This window comes from Leptospira stimsonii (assembly GCF_003545885.1).
GTDB classification, from domain to species: Bacteria; Spirochaetota; Leptospiria; order Leptospirales; family Leptospiraceae; genus Leptospira; species Leptospira stimsonii.
In genome coordinates, this window is sequence record NZ_QHCT01000001.1 from 1,458,597 (window position 1) to 1,483,168 (window position 24,572).

The following is a 24,572-nucleotide window of genomic DNA, read 5'->3' on the forward strand; positions in this document are numbered from 1 at the left end:
AACACATTCAAAAAAAGGAATGCGATTTTTGAAATCGAAGATAAAGTATAAATCCGATTAGGATACAAAAGAACAAAATCCATTCTCCCGGCTCAGGAACGGCTCCGGGAGCTTCGAGTTTGCTCTGACCGAGAGAGGAAGATCTAGATTTGATTCCGAAACGGTTGTAGTCGTCTTCGCTTTCGAGTACGATGAGGGAGGAGACGGGCGATACTACCATCGCGTCCCGAGCCAGATCCACCAGATCTTGGTTTTCCAAGTCCCGATCGAAGAATCGTTTTCCGAGTTGTCGCATTATTTTTTTCTGGATGAGCATTCGTATCAAAAGATCCGCGCCTGCACGTTTCCCCTCCGTACGGTCCGATTTCTCGAGCGTTAATTTAGCATAAGGCAGGGAAATGAATTTTTCGTTTTGAATCGGTAAGGAGATTTTTTTGTTTTTTAGAATTTCGAAAAGTTCGGTTTCATTTTCCGCAACGGGATCCATTTGTTCTAGATCGACGAGACTCGCGACGTATTCCGATTTTACTCCGTTAACGATCGCGATCTTGGGAATTTCCGTTCGACGATTGGCACTCCGTTGCATATTTTCGAATCGTTCCGACCCGCGAAGTTCTCCGAATGGAACCGACCGATTCTCACCCGCAACTACCCAGAGAGGATTTTTACCGATGTTTTGATTGGATAGAATTTCCGTTAGATGTAACGGAAAAAGATTGAATGACGGAATTTCACATTCTTCCAAATAACGGATCGCTTTTTCGGAATCTTTTGTCTGAAACCATTCGTTCGTTAGAATCGTAATCGGAAGTTTATACTCGTATAAATTCTTCACCAACTTCTTCCATTCCGATCTGGAATAGGCTTCGTTAAGGACGACGACGATTCCATCTGGTTGAAACGAAATCGACTCTTTTTGTTCGGGAAGAACGTTGTATGACATTCCTCCTGCTGAGACGAATCCTTTTGTAGGAGTTTCAGGAAAAGAAAAGGACCAACCAAGAAAACCGGTTTTCCCCGTCCACTGACGCACTTGAGAATCGGGAACGATCTTTTCTTTGAGTGAGATTCCCGAAGACTCGAGATCGATTTTCTCCGAAGTGAAAAGGTCCACGTTTACTTTCTGATCGGCAAAGTCGGAGACCGGACCTTCGATACGAATTCGTTCGTAAGATAAGGTCTTTCCGTTCGATTTCAATGGAGATACGATTCCGATTCTTACCATCCGATAATCTTGCGGATTCACCGGGAATACACGAAGTCGAAGTCGATTCCCGTCCAACCATTCCACATAAGAAGGGTCTCTTCTTTCCACACCGACGATCGTCGCGTACGCGTTACGCGCCTTTGACTTGAAGGTTAGCCGCGCCGGTCTTTCTTCTCCGTTTACCCAGAGTGAAAGTTTTGTGCAGATACTACCTTCCGGAACTGTGATCGTATAGATCGCCTCTTCCGGAGTCGCGAACATCGAACCGAACGGTAGAAAGGAACGATCGGAAGAGGAATTTTCATTATAGATCGAGATCGTCGTCTCTGTGTAAGAAACCCTAAGATCCGGATAAACTTGAACATGAGAATCCATATCCGTCGTGATCAAAGAATTCCCCCGCCAAAGGCGTTCCAGATAGGCGTGTGATCTGCCGAAAAGAAGGTGGAGAATTTTACCGGCGTCTTCGGGAATGATTCGAGTTCGTGGATCCGCGCGAAACAAAGAAAGAAAACCTTGCGACGCAAAGTAGGCCAATGGATCGAACTGGCTTTGTGCGGCAAAGAAACCCATCTGCGATCTTCGATCCGGTTGTAACACCATTTCCGTAACGTGGTTTGTGCGGAGTCTTGCGGCTTTTTGAATCCAATCCGGAAGATCTGCGTCGATTCGATTGTGACCTTGATGACTTTCCGGTTTTGTAAGAACCGTTTCCGCGTGATTCCACTGAATAAAAAAATAAGAAGAATAACCCAGAAGGAACAAGGCCGAAACCGAGATCAGAAGAAACGAAATTCTTCTTTTTCCATTCTCGAGTTTAGAATGAATTAGAAAAATTGCATATCCAAAAGCGATCATCGAGAATAACGGGCCGTAAGGTAAAAATCCGAGTCCGGCCATCCAAACAAGGGCCCAACTAAACGCCATTAACGGAGCCAAGACGAGGACGAAAGCGACGGACATAAAAGCGCCCAATACAAGAAACGGCTGAAAGAACGGAAGAATCGATTTCGGAATCCTATCGATAAAGAGTGAGGCGCCTAACAATAGGAATGCGATCCACAGGGACCATACGGTTCTTTCCGTAAAGGGCGGGAATACTTCATGATTTAGAACGTATGAATTTACGGAAAAACAGATCGAAGATAGAATTAAAGTAAATATTAAAAATTCCTTATAGGATGGAAAAATGACGTAAAGAATCAAAGAAAAAAGGGCTACAAAGAGGATCGCAATGATTCCAAAAACGAAATAAATGAGGAACTCAGAATGAGATCCCGTGATGCGCAGAACGACCTCGACTACACCGTAGGAGGTGACCCCCAATGCAAGAATGGCCCCGAATAAACTTAGGAACCAAATCCACGCCGGTGCCTCCCATTGAAAGATGTGTATGGTTCTTTGAAAGTATTCTTGGATTTTGTGTTTCATGAAGTTTATCGATTCTTCCTTAATTTTTCTACGTAAGAATATACTCTAAGCTCGAAGGAAAGTCCGCTCCTTGGGTGTAAGAAATCGAGCACTCAGGTGCTTGACTAAAAAAGCGGATGAAACCCATAGGAGATACACCTATCAACCGCAAAGAAAGTCAGAATTCCCATAAATTTTTGATTGGATTGAAAAAAAGGATTTTCAGGCAAGTTTGAAAATCGATCGGAAAACGATCGAAACATTGGGAAAGATGAGAATCAAAACGGATTCTTATCAAAAAAATAATACGGGTTTGTGATACGCGACTACTATGAGGTCGGTCTCTTTTTGGATTTCCAGTTCAAATTGAGAGATCGATTTCAATTGATCTGATTCCAGTTCCGCAGAGCGAATCGTCTTACAAAGATGTTTTCCCCTCGGCTCGTAATCCTTTTTGTAGAGGACGATAAACGAATTCGTTTTTTCCTCCAAACCTCGGATTTTTTCTTTTTGTTCGTGGGAAGGAATCAGCAACATTTGGAGATCCAATTCGTTCCGAATCGGTTCAGGAAGGTCGAGAAGAAACGGATATTGATCTAAGATCGAATCTGAATTCATTTCGCAAACGTTGTCTCGAACTCAAAATCGGACATTCGTCCCGGCAAGGATCGAAACGAGAAAGGCGCTGGAGAATCTTTGAAAGTCTTTCTCGTGCTCCGATCCAAATCGACTTGTGAAAAAAAACTTTGGAATCAATGTCTACGCTTCACAATTTCGACTGAAGGAGATCCGTTTCAAAAAAACTAGGATTCGATCAAACCCGCGCGGATCGCATACATTACTAAGTCTGCAACTTTATGAAGGTCTAATTTTTTCATGATGTTCGCGCGGTGGACCTTCACGGTTGCGGGAGAAATTCTCAAAATTTTCCCGATCGATTCGTTGGAGTTGCCTTCCGCGACCAATTTTAGAATTTCTCTTTCCCGATCCGAAAGAACCGAAAAAGCCTTCTTCGCATCTTGGTTGTCTTCTCCCGGTTTTCCCGAGCCTACAAAGCCGGAAAGAAAATGAGAGGTAATACCCGGACTTAAATAGGTTTCTCCTTTGTGAACGGCTTCGATCGCTCTCAAAAGATCGTTGCCTGCGTCGTCTTTGAGAACGTACCCGTTGATTCCGAGTTCGAGTAATTTTTGAACGTATTCCTTGTTATCATGACGAGAGAGAATGATGGTTCGAATGTTCGGATAATGTTTTCTCAGATTTTTCACCAAATCGATTCCGCTTAAGCCCGGCATCGAAATGTCCGTGATGACAAGATCGGGACTCAACTTGCCGATTTGATCCAGCGCCTTTTCTGCGTCTCCGGATTCTCCGCATATTTCCAAACCCGGTTGTCCGGAAAGAATCATCTTAAGCCCTTCTCTGAGAATGGCGTGATCATCGACTAAGAATATTTTTGTTAGAGGTGTCATATTTTTTTGGTCGTTGTATTTTTGCTTTTTTCCAAAGGAATACGAATGATAAACTTAGTTCCTTTTCCCGCGGAAGAATCAATCTTAAATTTACCATTTAAATCTTCCACTCTTCTTCTAATATTTTCAAGTCCAAAACCGGAGGAGCGAGCTCTTACTTTTCTTTCTTGAAATCCGATTCCGTTGTCCTTTGCGTCCAGATACAATTGTCTTCCTTTGATTTGGATTTTGAGATAAACTTTCTTTGCCTGAGAATGTTTGATCACGTTCTGAAAAATTTCCTGAACGATTCTAAAAACCTGATTGGCGACCGTGGGTTGGAGTTCTTGTTTTAGATTGAGTTCCAATTCCGATTCCACATCCATAGGCTGAAATAAATCCGAACTCAAGGCGCGGATCGCGGCTTCCAGACCGATTTCACGAAGAGTAGACGGATGTAAATTCGTGTAAATGTCTCTGAGTTCCTGGCTCGCTTTATCGATCAAAAGAAGTCCCGTATCGAATTGGGCTTCGTAGATTTTCGGATTTCGGTTGAAGGCCTGGAAGTTGAGTTTGGCCGCGAGAATTGTCTGACCGACTCCGTCGTGCAATTCACGGGAAAGACGAATTCTTTCCTCTTCTTGGGATTGAAGAAGTTTTGTGTGAAGGTTCGCGATCTTTTTTTCGAGACGTTTGTTTTCGGTGATGTTTTTAAGAATGATACCGATGCTTTCCCCGAAACGAAATACGGAATAACCGTAATATGTTTTTTGTTTTCGAAACTCTTGGTTCTGCACCTTTCCCCTTTTGGAAAGATGAATGTTGGAATCCATTTCTTCCTGATCCACGGGGTTCAGTCCGAAAACACGAAATAAATTCTTACCGATCACACTTCTCGAACTTCCCACGAATTCTTTTCGAAAGGATTCGTTTGCAAAAAGAATGGTACGTTTGTCGTCGACCGCTACGATCGGGGCGATTTCTCTTAAGAGATTCAAAAAGAATTTAGGAGATAAACCCGATTCCAAAGGAACGGAAGAGGGAAATTTTCGCTTCTTCATTTTCAGATCGGTCATACGAGCTTAGAAGCATCTCACGCGATCGAAAGAAAGAAAAGAAAAAAAGAAGCCCCGGGAAGAAAATCCCGGGGAAATGAGTTCAGTTCGAAGGAGGAAAGACTTCGGATTGTACGGGTGAAAGATACCAATCCGCATGGAGATTTCCCATCGATTCATACCAAGATTTGAAAGAAGGATACGATTTACGAATATCCGTGCTTTCATAAGGCCAAAGAAAATTTCCTGGGACCAAAAGAGCCCAAGGAAATCCGGTGGAATCCAAATAGATGTCTTTTCCGTTGGAATCAAAGTATCTTCTCGGAAAGTGAATCTCTTGGTTCGTATTGATGACCTTGAGGAACGTATCGTACGGAGCGGCGCCTAAGGCGACACGATTGATCGCACTTTGTAAGACGACTTCCAATGCGGCGGACTTTCCGATTTTGAAAGTAGGATTGGATCGAGAAGTATTCGAAGAAGGAATCGTAGTATTCGATCTGGGAAGAATCTCGAGCGCCTGAATGGTAGTATTGTTTCCCGCAAACGTATTCTCCACGGTCGTTCCGTCATACGCGTAACGAGTTAAGGAATAAGACGAAACGGCCGCTCCCGGAATCGTAAGATGCAAAGTATGGTTGTAACCGGCGCCCTTTGCGACGTGTGTATATTTTGCGCGAACTCTTGCAACTTCTCCTTTTGCGTTCCAATCCTCTTCAAAAACCACTCTTACATTGTAATCGTTGAAGTCGGCATCCCCTTGATTCGGAAATAAGTCTTCGTAGGAAATCGTATAATAGCCGTTCGCCGGATAACGAAACGTGCTCGCGCGGGTCGGATCGTTCGGATACGTATCATCTCGGTCCACGATTCCGTCTCCGTCCGTATCCGGAAGAAGGACGTTGTTTCCTTTGATGATCACGGTGATTTTCCGGGAAATACTAAACGAATTGATGATTTGGATCTCCGCTTCGTAGAGTTGACCGAAGGCTTCCACTTTCAGAGTGACCTTGCGAGTCGCTTCGTCGATCGTGAAACTACCTTTGACCTCTCCGTTTTCCGCGGTTACGGCTCTAAAAACGGATTTTTGTGCGGTGTTATCTATATTAAAAATTTGTACTAAACTTCCCGAAATCGGCGAATCCGGACTTAAAACCTGGATGTTTACGTTTACGGTTTTCGTAGTATCGAAAACGAAATCCACGGGCGCCGTTTCGTCGTTGATTACGATGCTGAACGGCTGTTCTCCGTCCGGAGCAGGGGAAGGATTCGGTTGTGTCGCGCTGAGGAGCCAAAGGAGATTCGGATCCTGAGAGTTCGTGCAGGCATTGAGACCCAAAAGGAGAAACCCCGTAAGAATCAAACTCGCTATTTTTGAAATACCTCTCATAAAAAACCCTCCGGCTTTCGCCTGAACGAGTCTTATTCTCGCATAGTTAAGGAGTAACAACAATAGACCGAAGTGCTTATTTTGTTAAGCGAACAGGTATAAAACGACATGGAAAGACCGGTTCGTTAAATGACCAATTCCGGACTTTTATTCAATAAAAGAATGAAGAAGAAATCGATTCAAAATTCATTTTGTATCGTCGCGGTTTTCACACGACGACTTTGTCAACGAGAACTTGCTAGAAAACTTTCAAGTGACTTCGTCCGGAACGAATGGAAATCGCCCGAAGTGCCGAACTTACAATACTGGAGAATCTTTTCCGGAATCTCGCTGTATTTTGCTTCTTCGTTGTTGATCTTGATCATCATATCGGCCAAGTAAATCGGAAATACATAAGGTTGAAATTCTTCGTCGACGAGCAAGGCTCTGTGATGATATTCCATCGCTTTTGCATACACGTCCGGGAAGTTCCATTTTTCCGCGATCAGAGCTCCGACTTTTGTATGAGTGATTCCTAATGCGGCTTCTTCCATGGAAACCGCGGACGCGATCTCTTTCGAAGCGGAGATCTTTCCGATACTTTTCATCGTTCTTTCTTCCAGAGAAAGAAGGATGATCTCTCCGATGTCGTGTAACAAAGCCGCCGACATTAGATTGCTGATCGTGTCTTTCGGGAGCGTCATACGATTTGCGATGAGTTTACAATAAAAAGCGCACTGATTCGATTTGTCCCAGATCGTAAGGAACGCGGGGAACTTATCCTCGAGAATTTGTTTTGTTCCGAGAGAATAGAGGAGTTGATTGAGTTCTTTTAAGCCGATGAGCTGAATCGCTCTGTCGAGAGATTCCACTTTATTGGCGCGTATAAACGCGGCGGAGTTTGCGAGTTTTAGAATATTCGCGGAAAGAGCCACGTCTTTTTTGATGACCTCGGCGATCTGACTGATCGAAGAATTCGGTCTCTCGATCATCGCCTGAATATCTTGGATCGATTTCGGAAACGTAGGGAGACCGTCGATATTCTTTAGAATGTCCTGGGTTTTTTGGAGTTGTAGATTTTCCTTACTGATGTTGAGAGGAATGTCTATGATTACGCTGGTGTTGTTCCCTTGGCTTTCGATCTTGTAGGAGGACGCGGCGAGTCCGTCGTTCTTGAGCATCATCAGGGACATGATCAGACCAAGACCCGCGCCTTCAGTTTCGTCTCCCGCTTCGAGGAACGCTTCTGCAAGGTCGTTGTATTGTTTCGCCTTTTCGATTCTCTGATTGATCCGTTCAACTTCGGTCGGACTGAGTTTTACGTTATTCATCACTCGAATTCGAATCATATCCTTGTTGTGAATAAAGGAGACAAGTACGACGAAGTTGTTTTGAAGAAGAAGTTCTTCGTATTTTTCCTTGTTATCCAGATATTTTTTCTTAAAGCCTAAGATCTTTTGTTTGTAGATTTCCGGATTCTGGATATCGGCTTCGAGTTCTCTAAAGTAGATCCTTTTGATGTTCGCTTTAATGGAATTGGCGATCGTTTCTCTTAGGGCGGAGAAAACGGAATCCCGAACATAAATGATGTCGAGTTGAAGCAGATAACGATCCAACGTTCTGCTGATAACGGAATCCACGTTTTCCGTAAGATTGTGAAATTTATAGTGAATCGGAGCGTTCTCTTGTACAGGGTGATTGAGATCTTTAAGATTGCTGTAAAAGCCGAGATCTTGGTGGTGATGTAATTCTAATGCTTTAGTCTGGCTCATATTGTTTAATTCTTCCGGACGCGTTCTTTTCTTGTCAAGTCATCAAGAATTCTTCGTTTGAATTCTTGGAAAAATATTTCCTAAATTTATTTCGCTTTTATTTCAATTATAAGTTTTCTTCGTTTTGCTTTTTTCGATTTATTCCGTCGGGTCCGGAATTCCTGGAAAAGCAAATTCTTATAATTCAGTTCCTTTTTCTCAAGTTTAATTCGACGGACATAAATCCCCTTTGACTACAAATTGAGATTGAATTCGAATCGTTCCGGTCCATGAGAATGAACGCCTAACGCAAAGGAAGAAGCTAGTTCTTTAAAAAGATCGATTCAATTCTTCCTTTCACGCAGTGATTGTTTCGTATTCCGAAAACAATCGTCTCGGTTTTGGCCTCCGAATTCCTTCAAACGAACGGTTTTATAAAAAAGGATCGTTGTGTTTTCTTACCCAAGCGAACGGAAGCGATTCCGATTTCGATATGGTCTATTTTAGAATCGGAGAAAAAGACAGATAAAAAGAATTGCTTTCCCTTTCCCCGATGATAGAATGAGGCCGCCCGATCGGGCATATTCCCTAAAGAATACGTTTGTAACTAGATAGATTAAGGAGCTACTTCCGATGCCAACTTTACAGGAATCTCCGGTAAAAAAACCGAATTCTAACCCGACTCCATCCCTTCCTGCAGTGGACAAGGCTGAAATTGAACGTGTGTTTAAACTTCAGAAACAACATTTTCATAAGGTCATGAAGCTGACCAACGCGAACGACCGGATTCAGCGTTTGAAAAAACTCAAAGCCGCGATTATCAAATATACTCCGGAAATCGAAAAAGCGGTGAACGCCGATTTTCGCAAGAACGAAAGAGAAGTCGACATTACTGAAATCATGCCTTCCATTTCGGAAATCAATGACGCGATTCATCACGTTCGTAAGTGGATGAAACCTCTGACCGTAAAAACTCCAATGACCCTATTCGGTGCGAAGAGTCAGATACTCTACGAACCTCGCGGTGTCGTGTTGGTCATCGGACCTTGGAATTATCCGTTCTACCTCATCATCGCTCCTCTCGCGGCCGCGATCGCCGCGGGGAATACGGTTCTCATCAAACCGTCCGAATTTACTCCGGCTACTTCGAATCTAGTTCAGAAGATCGTTTCGGAAGTTTTTCCTAAAGAGGAAGTGGCGGCGTTCGAAGGAGATTACCAGGTTTCCAGCGCGCTTATGGAACTTCCATTGGATCACATCTTTTTTACGGGAAGCACTCACGTGGGAAAGATCGTGATGACTGCGGCGGCGAAACATCTGACTTCCGTTACTCTCGAGTTAGGCGGAAAGTCCCCCGCGATTATCGATCATAGCGCGGACATCAAGACTGCGGCTAAAAAACTGGTTTGGGGAAAGGTCTTGAACGCGGGACAAACCTGCGTGGCTCCCGATTATCTCCTCATTCCGAACGATCTCGTAAAACCGTTCGTAGAAGAAGCGAAAGCGGTCGTGAAAGAATTTTATACGAAAGACGGAAAGGCACTCAAAGACAATCTCGATTTTTGTAGAATCGTGAACGATCGGAACTTCAATCGAGTTTCCGGTTATATCCACGAGGCCGTCGAGAAGGGAGCGAAAATCGAAATGGGGGGCGACACGGACGCGTCTCAGAATTATATCGAGCCGACGATTTTGAGTAACATTCCAGAAAATGCGAATATTATGGAAGATGAAATTTTCGGACCGGTTCTCCCTTTGATTCCTTACACCGATTTGGACGACGCGATCCAAAAGATCAATTCCAAGCCGAAACCTCTCGCACTTTATATCTTTGGTAAGAAGAATCGTTCGATCAAAAAGATTTTGAAAGAAACGTCTTCGGGTGGTGTTGCGGTCAACGACGTGATTCTTCATCTCGTGAATCCGAATCTTCCGTTCGGTGGTGTGAATCATTCCGGACACGGAAGTTATCACGGTTATTTCGGATTCAAAGCCTTTTCACACGAACGTTCGGTCCTCCATCAATCTCCGCTCAGCTCGATCGGATTGATGTATCCACCTTACACTAATTTTGTGAAGAGGCTCGTCGCTTTTACGAAGAACTTTTTGATCTAAGAATTTAGAATCCGATTTCTTCGTTTGAAATCAATCCTCCGGAATGGGGCTTTCAGTCCGACGTCCGGGGGATTTTTAATTTTTGGCCGCCGTTCGCTATCAGTAGAATCAGAATCCGACAAAACTTTTTTACCACTTGGGTCCACGCTTGGAAATCCCTTCAGTTTTGCGAGGAATGGGCCGCAGACTTAAACGAAGGAGTTCCCACATTTTGGGTAACCTACTCGTGAACGATTCTTCTTTTGCCGGAGGGAATTTTTTTTCCGTAGGTTAAGGAGCGGTGGAGTTGGATCGATCCGAATCGGAATATTTGTAGGAGTTCCGACAGAAATTCGGTGAGAGAATTGCCTTGCAAAAGGATTCATACCGTGATAAAGCGAAATCTCCCGATTTTTCCCACGGACCCGCCTCCACCACCCGAGATCAGGGTGGGGCGCGCGATTTTTACGAAAAGATTGTCGTTTCTCCGACAGGATTTATTTTCGAGACCCCGCTTAAATACGGTTTTGGTCTTAGAAATCGAATGAACCAATCGCAGTTTAAAACTCGATTTTCATAGCTGATTTTTCATAAAAATAAAGTAGACAGACTGGTCTGTCGCTATATTTGTTCTCAATAGACTATGCGGTCTATGGAGGATTGTATGCAACAACTCATGTTCCTTCGTCCTGGAAAATTAGAATGGTGGGACGTTCCCTAGCCTCGACTGGAATCCGACGAGGACGCTTTGGTGGAACCGATCGCGGTTGCAAGATGCGACTTGGATTTGGGGATCTTACGTGGAGAAGCTCCTTTTAAAGGGAGGTTACTTCACTTTATTAGAAATCATGCATATAGATTGATTTCCAATACCGCTTTAGGAAAGGCTCCGTTCAAAGGCCCTTATCCTTTCGGTCATGAATTCGTCGCCAAAGTTAAGAACGTAGGGGATCGCGTGAAAAACGTCAAACCCGGAGATTCGGTAATCGTTTCGTTTCAGATCGCCTGCGGAAAGTGTGATCGTTGTAAAGCGGGTCTGACGAACAGTTGCACTTCCGTTCCGCCGCGTTCCATGTACGGATTCGGCGATCTGGGAGGAAAACAATGGGGAGGCGCTTTTTCGGATTTGGTTCGAGTTCCTTTTGCGGATTACATGCTCATTCCTTTGCCCGCGTCTCTTTCTCCTTCGGATGCGGCAAGCATGAGCGATAACATTCCGGACGGTTACAGAACGGTTGGGCCGTTTTTAAAACGGAATCCAGGGAGTTCCGTCTTAGTCGTCGGAGGTGGCGCAAAGAGTGTGGGATTGTATTCGGTTATGATCGCCCGAGCAATGGGTTCTCCCGTAACGTATGCGGACGACGATCCACAAAGAATCAAGATCGCCGAAAGTTTCGGAGCGACGATTCTCTCAAAAAAATATCCGGAACCTTCGACTCAGTACCCGATCACGGTCGATGCGAGCGCGAACGAAGAAGGACTAACGTTTGCGCTTCGATCCCTTCTTCCGGGAGGACATTGTACGAGCGTGGGAATCTATTACAAAAAGAAAACCTCCATTCCTCTTTTGGAGATGTATGGAAGGGGAGTCACGTTTCAAACTGGAAGGGTAAACGTGCAACCGACGTTACACGATTTGCTGCATCTGGCGGATTATCCTCATTTTTGTCCGTGTAAAGTTACCACTTTGACCGCGTCTTGGAAGGATGCTCCCGAGGCGCTTTTGGACGCAGGCCCGAAGGTCGTGATTGAAAGACGATGACGTGAGATTTGTTCTTGCCATCTTTCATTCTTCTCGGATTCTTCTCCACGCGTCTGTTGAAAACGATTCTTTATCAAATTGGAACGGATAGGATAAGAATTTTGCGGATCCGGTCGCAGCACGAATCACTGAAACGTTTGGAGTCGGATCATGAAACAAAGAATAGTAAAAATTTTACTCGCATTGATTCTCTTTTCCATCCTCCTTATATTCGGAGGCGCCTGGTATTTTTCCGGAGTTCTTCTTCATCCAAAACCACATCGTTGTATGAAAGACCATTATATCTTCTGCGGAGATCCTAAGACGGACTTGGGTTTGGACTTCGAGAACATAGAATACGTCACATCCGATGGGATGAAGATCTCCGCTTGGTGGATTCCCGCTCCGAAAAAATCGGATAAGGTGATTCTATCGATTCACGGTCGTGGCGCTACGAGAAGAGAAGGGTTACGTTATGTGAAATTGTTTCACGATCAAGGGCTCAACGTAATTCTTCCGGACTTGAGAGATTGTGGAGAAAGTCAAAAGTCTTTTAGTTCCATGGGCTTTCACGAAAGAAAAGACCTTAGCGCGACCCTCGAATATGCAAAACAGAGAGGAATGAAGTCTTTTGGTATTCTCGGCTTTTCTATGGGTTCCTCGACTTCGATCCTTTTTATGGCAGAGAATCCGGAAATCAAGATCGGTATTTTCGATTCCGGTTTTGCAGACTTTGTCGACGTCATCACTTTCAACGCTAAAAAAGATTTCGGACTTCCTAAATATCCGCTTTTACCTTTGGTCGTATTTTTTTACGAATGGAGAGGGAATCTGGAAACCGACGAATTGTCTCCCGAAAAAGTAATCGATAAGATTTCTCCGAGACCGGTTTTGATCTTTCACGGAGACGCAGATACAGGCGTTCCTTACGAACACGGACTTCGACTGGGGGAATCTGCGAAGGAACCCAAGGAATTCGTGGGAATCTCCGGAGGGGAACACACCAAACTCTGGCAAAAAGACCAAGGTTTAGTTTCTTCCAAAATTTTAAAGTTAATACAAAAATTATAATATACTATTTATCTAATATCCGGTCCGTTCGGACCGGATAGGGTCGAAAATTAAAGTGCCGCGTTAGCCGCTTCGATGGCCGCCGAATAATTCGGCTCGGAGCCGATTTCCGGAACGAGTTCCACATAACGTACGACGTCGTTCTTATCCACGACGAAGACCGCTCTTGCAGAAAGTCCTTTCAGAGGTCCTTCCGCGATATGTGTACCATACGCCTTCGAAAAAGAAAAATCCCTATACTGAGATCCGGTCACGAGATTTGGAGAATCGATTCCCTCCGTGGAACAAAAACGTTTCATCGCGAACGGAAGATCTCCGGAGATGATCAGAGTGGAAATTCCGTTTAGATTCGCGGCTTTTTCATTGAATGCTTTTGTTTCAAGAGCACATACCGCAGTATCGAGACTCGGAACCGCCACAAGAATTTTTACTTTGCCCGCGTAGTCTTTTAAGCCGAATTCGGAAAGGTCCTGTTTGATCGCTTTAAACTCGGGTGCTTTATCTCCCGGCGCCGGAATTTTTCCCTCGAGCGGAACCGGATTTCCTTTGAGTGTGACTTGTGCCATTTTCGTTTTCCTAAGATTAAAATTTTGAGTATGCGCGAGATCCAATTCTTATCATAGAATCCGAACTTGAAAGCAAACTTTCCCTTTAGACCTTTGAATTCTCACTCGGAGAAGGAATTCCGTTTTTCGTTAGGTAAGAAGTTGTTTCCTACCGAAGCGTAGGGTTTCATTCCGTTTCGATCGTATTTTCTTGGTTCGTTTAAAAAATTGCTTGCGTGACGATTGGAGAGGAAAGCAAGCTGGCAAAGAACTCATTTATGAATCTCGAACGCGTGAACAAAAAAGCAAATCTCAACACAGTCATGGTATGGCTCGTGCTCGTGGTGGTCGTCTGGCCACCGGGACCTCGCTTTACGCTGTAGAGATTTCTTTCAGGCGCAATCCTAAGAAAAGCCTCCTCCGGTGTAAAGCCGGGGGAGGCTTTTTTATTTTAAGGCGGTTCCTGAGTTGATGAGCGATACTTGAAAACATTTTTTATAAGGAAGAATACGGAATGGAAATCAGCGGTGCGGAATTGATCATTCGATTTTTGGAATACGCCGGCGTGGAAACCGTCACGGGAATACCCGGAGGAGCGAGTCTTCCCATCTATGACGCGTTACACGGAAGTAAAATTCGACATATTCTCGCCAAACACGAGCAAGGCGCCGGTTTTATCGCGGGTGGTATGGCTCGGGCCAGCGGGAAGCCGGCGGTCTGTCTTGCCTCCTCGGGGCCCGGTGTGACGAATCTAATCACCGCGGTTGCGGACGCGAAGATGGATTCCGTTCCTTTGATTGCGATCACCGGACAGGTTCCCGTTTCCCTGATCGGAACGGACGCTTTTCAGGAAATCGACACTCTGAGTCTTTCCATTCCGATCACCAAACGAAGCTATCTAGTAAAAAGGACGGAAGACCTTATCAAAATTCTTCCACAAGCTTGGATCACATCCACGGAGGGCAGGCCGGGACCGGTTTGGATCGACGTTCCGAAGGACGTCGCATCCGGAAAAGTCGAATGGGATCGGGACAAAGAATCAAAGTATTGGAATATTCAAAAAAGTGAAATAACTAAGAAATTGGATCCTTTTTGGATAGAACGATTCCGGGAGATGATTGCGGAATCCTCTAAACCGATTTTTTACATCGGCGGAGGTTTGAATCGTCCTTTGTCTGCCGAGTTGTTTCGTATTCTTCAAGAGCGACTGACGTTCCCCGTCGTTTCGACTTTGATGGGATTGGGAATCTGCGAGGATCAAAACCCGTTGTTCATAGGCATGTTAGGAATGCACGGTTCCAGAGCCTCGAACATGGCCTTGGAGGAAACGGATCTTTTGATCGCGCTCGGGGTTCGATTTGACGATCGCGCCACGGGGAAATTAAGCGAGTTTTGTCCGAATGCGAAGATCATCCACGTGGACATAGACGCGACCGAAATCGGAAAATTGAAAAATCCGAATCTCTTTTTGAAACACGACGCGGAGGATTTTCTAAGACAGATATTGGAAGTGAAGTTACCGCAACGAACGGCTTCCTTGGAAGAATGGAAAGATCGGATCGCGACTCTAAAAGTATTGTACGGTCTTCCTTTTCCGGATGAAAAGAACGCGCTCCATCCGTTTTCCGTAATACGAAACGTTTCGGAAATTCTAGGCGATCAAGCGATCGTTACCACGGACGTAGGCCAACATCAGATGTGGGTCGCGCAATACTATTCCTTTCAAACACAAGGAAGCCTTCTGACTTCCGGAGGATTGGGTACGATGGGATTCGGACTTCCGACTGCGATCGGAGCGTCCTTGGTTTCTCCCGGAAAGAGAGTCGTTTGTGTTTCGGGTGACGGATCTATTCTTATGAATATTCAAGAATTGGATACTCTTCGGGAATTGAATTTGGACGTTACGATTCTTTTGATGAACAACGGACATCTTGGTCTTGTTAGGCAACAACAGGAACTATTTTTTTCGTCCCGATTTTCGGCATCTCGATTCGTAACTCCTACGAACTTTGCAAAAATTGCATATTCTTTCGGGATTCCGTCCTACGAACTCAAAGAAGAATCCTCCGCCTACGAATTATTAAGCGAAGTATTTTCGAAAAAGGGTCCCTCCTTCGTTGTTTTGCGGGTTTCTCCCGAATTACACGTGCTTCCTATGGTCCCACCCGGAAAAGCGAATCGAGAAATGATACATTGATATTTTAGAATATAGGAGAACATGAATATGAATTTTATGGATTCAAGAAAAAACGAAGATTATTCGTATTATATCGCTTCGGAAGATGGACCTTCGCCCATTCTTCGTCTAATCGGAATTTTATCCCGTAAATCGATCGACTGGAAGGATTGGCGCCTTTGGCGCAACAAAGAAAACAATTCCCAGGATATCATCATTACAATTCATACCGGGCAACCGGAAAAAATTCTGAACCTATTCCGGACGATTCCGGAAATTACAGGAGTTCACTATGTCGAATCGGATCCAAAATCTGAAACAATATCTAAACACCCTCCCCGAGAAGCCGACGAGCTTACCGTTTCCGCCCCTTGAAAACGAAATAGATGATTTTCTTTTTCGTTTAACAAAAAAGTATTCCGGATGTTTCCTATTGGAAAGTCATCCGGGATATCCGAATAATTACCGTTATTCGATTTTAGGCTTTTCCCCATCCTTTCAATTTCGCGGTTACCCTGGTGAATTCGAAATAAACGGCCAACCGTACCCCGTAAAAAATCCATACGAAACTCTGAAAGAACTCTTCCCGAATAAAAAAACTTCCAAAAAATATTCGGGCGGTCTGGTGGGTTTTTTGAGCTACGACGCAACGAATCTTTTCGAACCGGTAACGAATTTGAATCCAAGGGAAGGGTTTCCCCTTTTTTCCTTTGGAATGTATTTGGACGGAGTGATCCTGGATCATCTCACCGGAGACGCGGAATACTTTTATTATTTCGAAAATCGGTTTTCCGAATTGAACGATTTAATCAACGAAAAGTGCGGAATTGACGAAACGACGAAAGTGATCTCCTTGGGATATTCCAAAACAAAAGAAGAATATTCTAATATGTTCCTTAATACAAAGGACGAAATTTTGGCGGGAAACACCTTCCAGTGTCAGATCGGCTTCGAAGAAATATTTGAGATCAAAGGCAGTTCGATTCCAATCTATCGTTCGTTAAGAAAAAACAATCCGTCTCCGTATCTTTTCTTTTATAAGGATCAGGAATTGGAAACCTTCGGCTCCAGTCCGGAGTTACTTTTTTCGCATCGGGATCGGATCGTTGAAACGTATCCTCTCGCGGGGACATATCCGAGAGGAAAGACTCATGCGGAAGATAGAATTCTTACAAAGAGATTGTTAAGAGACGAAAAAGAAAGAGCGGAACATTCTATGTTGATCGATCTTCACAGAAACGATTTGAGTCGTGTTTGTGAAATCGGAACGGTAAGGCTCAAAAAAGATTTCGAAATTCTTAAATTCACCCACGTTCAGCACATTACGAGCGAGGTCGCCGGCATTTTAAGAGAAAAGGAGGATTCCTTTTCCGGTCTCGCGTCCGTTTTTCCGGCGGGAACTCTCACGGGAGCTCCGAAAGTAGAATCGATCAAGTTGATTCGTAAGACGGAAGGTGATGAACGTGGACCTTACGGCGGAGTGATGGGATATTATTCTTTGGACGGAAGTTCTCAGTTTTGCATTCTGATTCGAAGTCTTTTCAGGAACGGATCGTCCGCGTATTCGAGAGCGGCATCGGGAATCGTTTTGGACTCGGTAGAAGATTTAGAATATCAAGAAATTCTAAATAAGTTGAGAGCGGTAAGAAAATCAATGGAGGAATTCTTTGTATGAAAAGTTGTGTCGTTATCGATCATTACGATTCTTTCACATATAACCTTGTTCACCTATTGGAGGAGAAGTTAAGTGCCGAAGGTAGAAATTTTAGGCTTTCGATCTTTCGCCAAGACGAAGTCGGATTAAACGAGATTCTCGCAGTCAATCCGACTCATATTCTTCTTTCCCCCGGTCCGGGAAATCCGGAAGATCCCGAATATTTCGGAGTTTCGGAGTCGGTTCTGAAAATTCGAAATCCTTACATCAAAATTCTGGGCGTTTGTCTCGGAATGCAAGGAATCGTCACTTCGTTCGGAGGAAATCTTCGGAGATCGAAAATACCATTTCACGGTAAGACTTCTCTGATTTCTCACGATCAACAGGGTGTGTTCTCGGGAATTTCAAAAGAAATTCGCGTTATGCGATATCACTCCCTGGAAGGAGTTTCCGAATCGTTACCGCCCTGTTTGGAAATATCCGCCGAGGTCGAGGACGACGATCGTGTATTGATGGGAGTGAGGCATAAAATTCTTCCCATCGAAGGAGTTCAATTTCATCCCGAATCGTTTGCAACGGAAGGAGGTTATAGAATCGTGGAAAATTTTCTGAAGTGATGAGCACGCCGGGCAAATCCCGGCTTCTCGGCAAAGAATTTTAAGAATGATTCTTATCCAGTGAAAGAATGTAGTTGTTTAGAAGAATAGCGATCTCCTCTTTATGAAATGGTTTGCTGATATACTGATCCATTCCCGCCGCTAAACACGCATCTCTATCCGACTGATTCGCGTTAGCCGTAATTGCGATGATGTAGGGTCGTTTGGATTGATTGGTATGTTGAGTTAGAATTTTCGCCGTATCGATTCCGCTCAACTCCGGCATTTGTATATCCAAAAACAGAACGTCGGCCCCGTAGGTTTCGATATGGTGTAATGCTTCGATTCCATTGGAGACGATCTTCGGAGTGTAGCCCAACTTTTCCAATACTCTTCTGATGAGCATCTGATTGATTTCGTTGTCCTCAGCGACTAAAATTTTCAGGTTGGGAGATAAGTTATCGTTTAGATGAAAGATCGATTTTTTCGGTTCGATCAAGAGCTCGGATTTTTCGGCGACCGGAAGGAGGCCGAACACTTCAAAAACGCTTCCTCGGTTCATTACGCTCGTTGCCGTAAGTTTTAGATTCATCAGATTGCCTAGGTTTTTACTGATGGCGAGACCTAATCCGGTCCCTCCGTATTTTCTGGAAACCGAAGTGTCCGCCTGCGTGTAAGCTTGGAAAAGTTCGCGTAGTTTCGGTTCCGGAATTCCGATACCTGTGTCTTTGACTCTGATTTGTATTTCCACCTGCTTGGAAGCGATCGGCTTTGTAGAGAGTTCCACGATGACACTCCCTTTTTCCGTGAACTTGAATGCGTTCGATAGAAGATTGACTAGAATCTGTTTGAGACGATTGGGATCGGTGACTACGATGAGCGATTCGATTTTCCCGCTTTCCAGTTTGAATTCTAGATTTTTGACCCGAGCGTCCATTTCGAAAAGGGAGAATACTTCTCTTAACAAATCCATTAAGTCGAATGCGATATTCTCAAACGTCATACGACCGGATTCTAATTTAGAAAAATCTAAAATATCGTTCAACAGGTTGAGAAGAAGTCGTCCACTTTTGCGAATCGTCTGAACGTAATCCTCTTGTTCGGTTAACAATTTCGTTTCCGCTAAAAGATCGGTAACCCCCAGGATACCGTGTACTGGAGTTCGAATTTCGTGACTCATATTCGCGAAAAACTGACTTTTAGAATTTTGTAGTTCTTCTTCTTTTTCGCTTAAACGAATCAGTTCGCGATTCTTTTTGATCAATTCCAAATTTGCGATTACCTGATCCGCGAGAACTTGAAGAATACTCTTTTGTTTTGCGTCTAACTTCTTCGGTTTTTGGTCGATTACGCACAGGGTTCCTATGATATAACCTTCCGGTGTTTTCAGAGGTGCTCCCGCGTAAAAACGAATGAAGGGAGGTCCCAAGACGAGGGGATTGTTTTTGAAACGATCGTCTTCCAAAGCGTCTTCCACTTCGAAAAGATCCTCGTGAAGGATCGCATATTGGCAAAACGAAATATTACGAGGTGTTTCCTTGTCCTCCAATCCGATTTTCGCCTTGAACCATTGTCTATCCGTGTCGATCAGAGAAATGAGAGAAATGGAGGAATTACAGATAAAGGCGGCGATTTGAATCAGAGAATCGAATTTTGCCTCCGGACCCGTATCCAAAATCTGATACTCCTTGAGAGCCTTGATTCGTTCGGCTTCGTTATCCGGAACCGGAGCTATGTTCTTTTCGGAGGATTCCATTTAGTAAGACCTGACGAATTCTTTGCAGAATTTATATTAAATCAAGATTAAATTCGAACGACGTGAAAATGTTTCGGCGATTTTGAACCTTCCAGATACAGGCAATTCTGAAGTTGTCTCATTTCTTTGCAGATTCTTCCACGAATTCCGGAATTTAGAATCCGTTCTCCCGCACTATAAGGGAAATTAAGTTTGGAATGATTCGTAAAGGTTATTTTTGTTCCATGATCGGAATTCTGAAACGTATAGATATCGCGAAGATCCAAAAAAGAATTACTCGTTTCCATGATCATTCTTGAGTTGGGAATCCATTCCTTTGCCGCATAATTTGCCTTGAGTCTGATAGGCCCGAAAGAATAGAGTAATTCAAAGATGGGTAGAATGTTACCGTTCTGAAATGGAATCGGATTCACTTCCGAAATCCGATCTCCCCAACGGATTAAGTTTCTAAAATCCGCCACAAAGCGGAAAGTGTCGTCTAAAGAATATGAAACTAAAAAAGTTACAGTAGTTGTTATCATGGTAGAATCCAATACTTCCGTAAAGAATAAGAATTTGCACCGTGAACAGGGACACAAAGGAGAGTTCGATTTATGAATCTAAGAAAAGTAAAAACGGTTCGACCTTCGTTGAGAGCGATGGAGGGAGGAGGATTTCCGGTAAGAAGACCTTTCCCGGTTCAAGACTTAATTCAGCTCGATCCGTTTTTGTTATTAGACGAGATGGGACCCGTAGAATACCAACCGGGAAAAGCGATCGGTGCGCCGGAACATCCGCACAGAGGATTTGAAACTGTCACTTATTTATTGACTGGAGAAATGGAACACCGAGATTCTTGGGGCAATTACGGAAAATTAAGGGCAGGTGATGTCCAATGGATGACGGCCGGCTCCGGTCTGGTGCATTCCGAACTTCCGTCCGATGAATTTCAGAAGAATGGTGGTTGGATGCACGGATTTCAACTCTGGGTAAATCTTCCTTCTTCTCAGAAGATGAGCCAGCCGCGTTATCAAGATACGCCTTCGGAAAAAATTCCGGAGGTGGAATCACCCGATCACAAAACAAGAATTCGTGTGATCGCGGGCGAAGTAATGGGAACAAAAGCGGTTATCGAAACTAAAATTCCGATTCTCTATTATCACCTTCATCTGATCCCTGGAGCGGATATCACAATCCCGGTTCCGGAATCATACAACGTATTCGCGTTTCCTTTTTCGGGAGACGGAATTCTTCATACGGAAGAAGGGACGAGACCTGTGAAAGAAGGGGATATGGTTTGGTTTGAAAGAGGTAAAGGCGACGTACGTTTTTCTCTTCCTGAAAATTCTCCAAACGGTTGGGAATTCCTTTTGATCGGAGGCGAACCCGTGGAGGAACCCGTGGCGAGATACGGTCCTTTTGTGATGAACACACAAGACGAAATCTATCAGGCGTTCAACGATTTCCAAGCCGGAAAAATGGGAACCATACATTCGTAGAATATTCTATTCTAATATAGAATCGATCTTCATAGGAGAAGAATTGTTCGTGAACGAAGAAAACGGTTTTCGGAAATGAACTTTTTTTCTCCCGATTCATTTTGGTTTTGGGTGATCCCGAGTTTATTCTTGGCAGGCGCTCTTTACGGTTTTGTTTTTTCCAGGTCTCCTTGGAAAAAAAATTCGATACGCAAAACGCTCGAACCGAATCAATCTCCAATACAAAAGAAAAATATTTCCGAAGAGTCCGGACTCGTTCGACAAGGTTCCGTTTTTTTCGGCGCGGGTTCTTCCGAGCTGGACTCCGAGTTTGTTCCATTCCTAGATCTTTTAGGAAAAAGTTTAAAAGAAAGAAAAGATTGGAAACTACAAATCGACGGTTGGACGGACCGATTCGGAAATCCGGCGACCAATCGAAGATTGTCTTTCGAAAGAGCGAAACGAATTCAAAGTTATCTTTGCGGGAAATGGGCGCTTTCCGCTTCTCAAATACAAATTCAAGGAATGGGTGTGGAACCTCGATCCATCGGAGCCGATAAAGCGAGAAGGGCCGATTGGAAGATTATTTTATAAGCCGTTGTTTTCCATTTTTTAGTCGAATCTTACCTTGCAAAAGTTTTGGAAAGGAGTATGATCAATTTTTGAACCTAAAAATCTGGAGGTGAGCTATGGATCGCTGGAACCAATGGCTTCAAGAGCATCGGGATTGGTTGGTGGACTTCTTACGGATCTATCTGGGAGGAGTTTTGATATACAAAGGTCTTGAGTTCCTATCGAATACGGACGGACTCATTCGTTTGATGGAAATGAATCACGCTCCCATGGCGTCTGCGTTACTCGCTCATTACATCGTGATCGCACATATCTGCGGAGGAATTCTTCTTCTGTCCGGATTGTTGACACGTTTTGCGGCGATTCTTCAAGTGCCCGTTTTGATAGGAGCCGTTTTGTTTATTCACGGGAAAGAAGGTTTTATGGCGTCTGGATCGAATCTGCCTTATGCCGCGATGATTCTTCTTTTATTGTTTCATTTTTCGCTGTACGGTTCTGGAAGAATCTCGGCCGATTATTATATCGAAACCCACAAAAGCGTATAAGCGAATTCACGATGGAATGAGGGGATTCTTTTCGTTCTATCGTGTCGCTTTTTTCGTCCATTCTCCGCGCTATTTTTTCGGTTCGTAAGAATTTCGGTTCGAATTTTTAAACCGAAATACCGAGTGCAAATTCGGTCGCTTCCCTTTTGTATGGAAAAGGCGAACCCATTTTCTACATTTCGGAACGCCCTTCTAATATGAATTCCAAATCCAAAGAACGAATCAAAGTTGCAGTCATCGGTGGCGGTGCCGCCGGATTTTTCGGCGCGATTCAAATCGCTTCAGGAAGCGATTGTTCGGTCACACTTCTCGAAAAAGGAAAACAATTTCTATCCAAGGTAAGAATTTCCGGAGGAGGAAGATGTAACGTTACGCACCATTGCCTCGATCCAGAACTTTTGAGCAAACATTATCCCAGAGGTGAACGAGAACTTCGTTGGGCCTTCGAGACCTTCGGCCCGAAAGATACGATTCGATGGTATGAGGAAAGGGGAGTTCTTCTCAAAACGGAACCCGACGGAAGAATGTTTCCCGTTACCGATTCTTCCGAAACAATTTTGCAGGCGTTGTTTCAGGAAGCAAAACGGGTCGGAGTCAAGTTGGAAACCGAGATCGAGATTCATTCGGTAACTCCGAAGGAGAGTTCCAAGTTCGAAATCAAACTCAAGTCCGGAGAAATATTAGAATTTGATAAAATTCTTTTCGCGACCGGATCGGGGAGGAAGGCCTGGAATTGGTTGGAAGCGATGGGTCATACGATTCTTGATCCGGTTCCTTCTTTGTTTACTTTTAAAATTTCAGATCGACGAATCGAAGAACTTTCCGGTCTTGCCTTTGAAAAAATGGAATGTGCTCTTTCCGAATTCGGATATTCGCAAATCGGCCCTTTGTTGATCACACACTGGGGATTGAGCGGACCGGCGATTTTGAAGTTATCGGCAAAGGGCGCGAGAGAATTGTTCGAGAAAGAATACAATACGACTCTAAAAATCAACTTACTTCCCGGAATGAAAAAAGAAGAAGTTCGAAAAAAAATCGAAAAAGAGAAAGAACTTCATCCAGCAAAATTCATCGGCAATACACCCGTTTTGGGAATCCCGAGAAGATACTGGGAAAGAATATTAGAAATTCATTCTATAGGTTCGAGTAAAACCTGGTCCGGTTTATCCTCGAAGGATTTACATTTGTTAACTGAAGAGTTGACGGACGCAAGATTTCAGATCCTCGGAAAGGGAGAATTTAAGGATGAGTTCGTAACCTGCGGAGGAGTCAGTCGAAAAGAAGTGAACTTCAAAACGATGGAAAGTAAGGTTGTCCCAGGAATCTATTTTGCTGGAGAGGTTTTGGACGTGGACGGAGTCACGGGAGGTTTTAATTTTCAAAACGCCTGGACGACTTCTTATATCGCCGCGCAGGGAATTCTTTCTTCGTACTAGAAGGGCCAAGGATCCGGATAAGAGGAATATCCGATCCGATTACCGTCCAAATCGAGAAAGTATTTCGTATATTCCGTTTCTTGAATCCACTTGGGAAGACCGTTGATCGTGGACGGTTCCAAGACGGAGGCGGAGAAGATCAGCGCCTTCGGCCCTTTTCCATTCAAATCCGATTCTATCATTAAGACGGAGGTTCCCGATTGGAACCAAACGGAACGTAACGTTTTATCCTCATTCCAATGTTCCTTGATCCTTTTGAGACCTGGAAGGGTTTCGTAAAAATCGGAGAGGGATTTTACGTTCGGAGTTCCGATCGCAATATGATGGATCATTTCGCGACGAGGTCCTGATAATCGGGATGTCTTTCCAAGAACGTCGCCACGTAAGAACAGCTCGGAACGATTTTTTTATCTAAGGAGCGCGCTTTATCCAATGTCGTTTTAACGAGATCGGCGGCGATTCCTTTTCCTCTGAGTTCGGAAGGAACATACGTAGAAACCAAATCCCAAATATTCCCTTGATCCCTATAAAAGAGATGGGATTCGATCCCTTCAAAAACCGTATAAAACTTAAACTCTTTTTCGGAGTGAATGATATCGGAACTCATTCTTCTACTATAGGAAGTAGAATGGAATTAATCAAGAGAAAACGAATTTTGACTTTCCATTTGTGAGAATCAAAAGAT

At 44.0% G+C, this 24,572-nt stretch carries 22 protein-coding genes; 11 read left to right on the top strand and 11 right to left on the bottom strand.

Features of this window, described 5'->3' with window-relative positions:
• Positions 1-7 precede the first annotated feature (7 nt).
• The 6 genes from DLM75_RS07295 to DLM75_RS07320 all read right to left on the bottom strand — a co-directional run bounded on the left by DLM75_RS07295 (position 8) and on the right by DLM75_RS07320 (position 8,264).
• Complete coding sequence (locus DLM75_RS07295; RefSeq protein ID WP_118967751.1) at positions 8-2,638, bottom strand: XrtN system VIT domain-containing protein; 2,631 nt, start codon at positions 2,636-2,638, stop codon at positions 8-10.
• A gap of 273 nt (positions 2,639-2,911) precedes the next feature.
• Positions 2,912-3,235, bottom strand: coding sequence for a hypothetical protein (locus DLM75_RS07300; RefSeq protein ID WP_118967752.1), 324 nt, complete (start codon positions 3,233-3,235; stop codon positions 2,912-2,914).
• Between the two features lie 185 nt (positions 3,236-3,420).
• Positions 3,421-4,026: a response regulator gene (locus tag DLM75_RS07305; RefSeq protein ID WP_167731738.1), complete on the bottom strand. Its 606-nt coding sequence runs from the start codon at positions 4,024-4,026 to the stop codon at positions 3,421-3,423.
• A 59-nt stretch (positions 4,027-4,085) separates the two neighbouring features.
• Positions 4,086-5,144, bottom strand: coding sequence for a sensor histidine kinase (locus DLM75_RS07310; RefSeq protein WP_118967754.1), 1,059 nt, complete (start codon positions 5,142-5,144; stop codon positions 4,086-4,088).
• Positions 5,145-5,226: 82 nt separating this feature from the next.
• A complete protein-coding gene (locus DLM75_RS07315; protein WP_118968024.1) occupies positions 5,227-6,513 on the bottom strand; it encodes an LruC domain-containing protein in 1,287 nt (428 codons plus the stop codon).
• A gap of 224 nt (positions 6,514-6,737) precedes the next feature.
• Positions 6,738-8,264 carry an HDOD domain-containing protein gene (locus DLM75_RS07320; protein WP_118967755.1) on the bottom strand — a complete coding sequence of 509 codons (1,527 nt, stop codon included), beginning with the start codon at positions 8,262-8,264 and terminating at the stop codon, positions 6,738-6,740.
• A gap of 612 nt (positions 8,265-8,876) precedes the next feature.
• Between DLM75_RS07320 and DLM75_RS07325 the strand changes: the two genes are divergently transcribed.
• From DLM75_RS07325 to DLM75_RS07340, 3 genes are all read left to right on the top strand, one after another.
• Positions 8,877-10,358, top strand: a complete 1,482-nt coding sequence (locus DLM75_RS07325) for an aldehyde dehydrogenase family protein (protein ID WP_118967756.1) — start codon at positions 8,877-8,879, stop codon at positions 10,356-10,358.
• 730 nt (positions 10,359-11,088) lie between these two features.
• The gene (locus DLM75_RS07335; RefSeq protein WP_147456614.1) at positions 11,089-12,099 is read left to right on the top strand and encodes a zinc-dependent alcohol dehydrogenase; all 1,011 of its coding nucleotides are present in this window, start codon (positions 11,089-11,091) and stop codon (positions 12,097-12,099) included.
• A 150-nt stretch (positions 12,100-12,249) separates the two neighbouring features.
• Positions 12,250-13,149 (top strand): alpha/beta hydrolase, encoded by a 900-nt coding sequence (locus DLM75_RS07340; RefSeq protein WP_118967759.1) that lies wholly within the window; start codon positions 12,250-12,252, stop codon positions 13,147-13,149.
• Positions 13,150-13,199: 50 nt separating this feature from the next.
• On the opposite strand, the gene tpx is transcribed toward DLM75_RS07340, so the two are convergent.
• Positions 13,200-13,715 carry a thiol peroxidase gene (tpx, locus tag DLM75_RS07345; RefSeq protein ID WP_118967760.1) on the bottom strand — a complete coding sequence of 172 codons (516 nt, stop codon included), beginning with the start codon at positions 13,713-13,715 and terminating at the stop codon, positions 13,200-13,202.
• Positions 13,716-14,208: 493 nt separating this feature from the next.
• On the opposite strand from tpx, the gene ilvB reads away from it, so the two are divergent.
• Genes ilvB through DLM75_RS07365 form a run of 4 tightly spaced genes read left to right on the top strand, consistent with a single transcriptional unit; the run spans position 14,209 to position 18,141 of the window.
• On the top strand, positions 14,209-15,891 hold the full coding sequence (gene ilvB, locus DLM75_RS07350) for a biosynthetic-type acetolactate synthase large subunit (protein WP_118967761.1): 1,683 nt from the start codon (positions 14,209-14,211) through the stop codon (positions 15,889-15,891).
• A 27-nt stretch (positions 15,892-15,918) separates the two neighbouring features.
• Complete coding sequence (locus DLM75_RS07355) at positions 15,919-16,245, top strand: hypothetical protein (RefSeq protein ID WP_118968025.1); 327 nt, start codon at positions 15,919-15,921, stop codon at positions 16,243-16,245.
• Positions 16,246-16,303: 58 nt separating this feature from the next.
• Complete coding sequence (locus DLM75_RS07360) at positions 16,304-17,545, top strand: anthranilate synthase component I family protein (protein ID WP_158586455.1); 1,242 nt, start codon at positions 16,304-16,306, stop codon at positions 17,543-17,545.
• The gene (locus DLM75_RS07365; protein ID WP_118967763.1) at positions 17,542-18,141 is read left to right on the top strand and encodes an anthranilate synthase component II; all 600 of its coding nucleotides are present in this window, start codon (positions 17,542-17,544) and stop codon (positions 18,139-18,141) included. Before DLM75_RS07360 ends, DLM75_RS07365 begins: the two co-directional genes overlap by 4 nt.
• Before the next feature lie 40 nt (positions 18,142-18,181).
• On the opposite strand, the gene DLM75_RS07370 is transcribed toward DLM75_RS07365, so the two are convergent.
• Complete coding sequence (locus DLM75_RS07370; RefSeq protein ID WP_118967764.1) at positions 18,182-19,876, bottom strand: GAF domain-containing hybrid sensor histidine kinase/response regulator; 1,695 nt, start codon at positions 19,874-19,876, stop codon at positions 18,182-18,184.
• 47 nt (positions 19,877-19,923) lie between these two features.
• On the bottom strand, positions 19,924-20,397 hold the full coding sequence (locus tag DLM75_RS07375) for an LIC13081 family protein (RefSeq protein ID WP_118967765.1): 474 nt from the start codon (positions 20,395-20,397) through the stop codon (positions 19,924-19,926).
• Between the two features lie 72 nt (positions 20,398-20,469).
• Here DLM75_RS07375 and DLM75_RS07380 point away from each other — a divergent pair, with 72 nt between their 5' ends.
• The 4 genes from DLM75_RS07380 (at position 20,470) to DLM75_RS07395 (ending at position 23,887) form a co-directional block, all read left to right on the top strand.
• Complete coding sequence (locus tag DLM75_RS07380; protein ID WP_118967766.1) at positions 20,470-21,354, top strand: pirin family protein; 885 nt, start codon at positions 20,470-20,472, stop codon at positions 21,352-21,354.
• Between the two features lie 75 nt (positions 21,355-21,429).
• Positions 21,430-21,927 carry an OmpA family protein gene (locus tag DLM75_RS07385; protein WP_118967767.1) on the top strand — a complete coding sequence of 166 codons (498 nt, stop codon included), beginning with the start codon at positions 21,430-21,432 and terminating at the stop codon, positions 21,925-21,927.
• Between the two features lie 95 nt (positions 21,928-22,022).
• Positions 22,023-22,451 carry a DoxX family protein gene (locus DLM75_RS07390; protein WP_118967768.1) on the top strand — a complete coding sequence of 143 codons (429 nt, stop codon included), beginning with the start codon at positions 22,023-22,025 and terminating at the stop codon, positions 22,449-22,451.
• Between the two features lie 197 nt (positions 22,452-22,648).
• Positions 22,649-23,887 carry a BaiN/RdsA family NAD(P)/FAD-dependent oxidoreductase gene (locus DLM75_RS07395; protein ID WP_118968026.1) on the top strand — a complete coding sequence of 413 codons (1,239 nt, stop codon included), beginning with the start codon at positions 22,649-22,651 and terminating at the stop codon, positions 23,885-23,887.
• Here DLM75_RS07395 and DLM75_RS07400 read toward each other — a convergent pair.
• On the bottom strand, positions 23,884-24,219 hold the full coding sequence (locus DLM75_RS07400) for a VOC family protein (protein ID WP_118967769.1): 336 nt from the start codon (positions 24,217-24,219) through the stop codon (positions 23,884-23,886). The two genes, DLM75_RS07395 and DLM75_RS07400, sit on opposite strands and share 4 nt — an antisense overlap.
• On the bottom strand, positions 24,216-24,494 hold the full coding sequence (locus tag DLM75_RS07405) for a GNAT family N-acetyltransferase (RefSeq protein ID WP_118967770.1): 279 nt from the start codon (positions 24,492-24,494) through the stop codon (positions 24,216-24,218). The genes DLM75_RS07400 and DLM75_RS07405 overlap by 4 nt, the downstream gene beginning before the upstream one ends.
• Between the last annotated feature and the right edge of the window lie 78 nt (positions 24,495-24,572).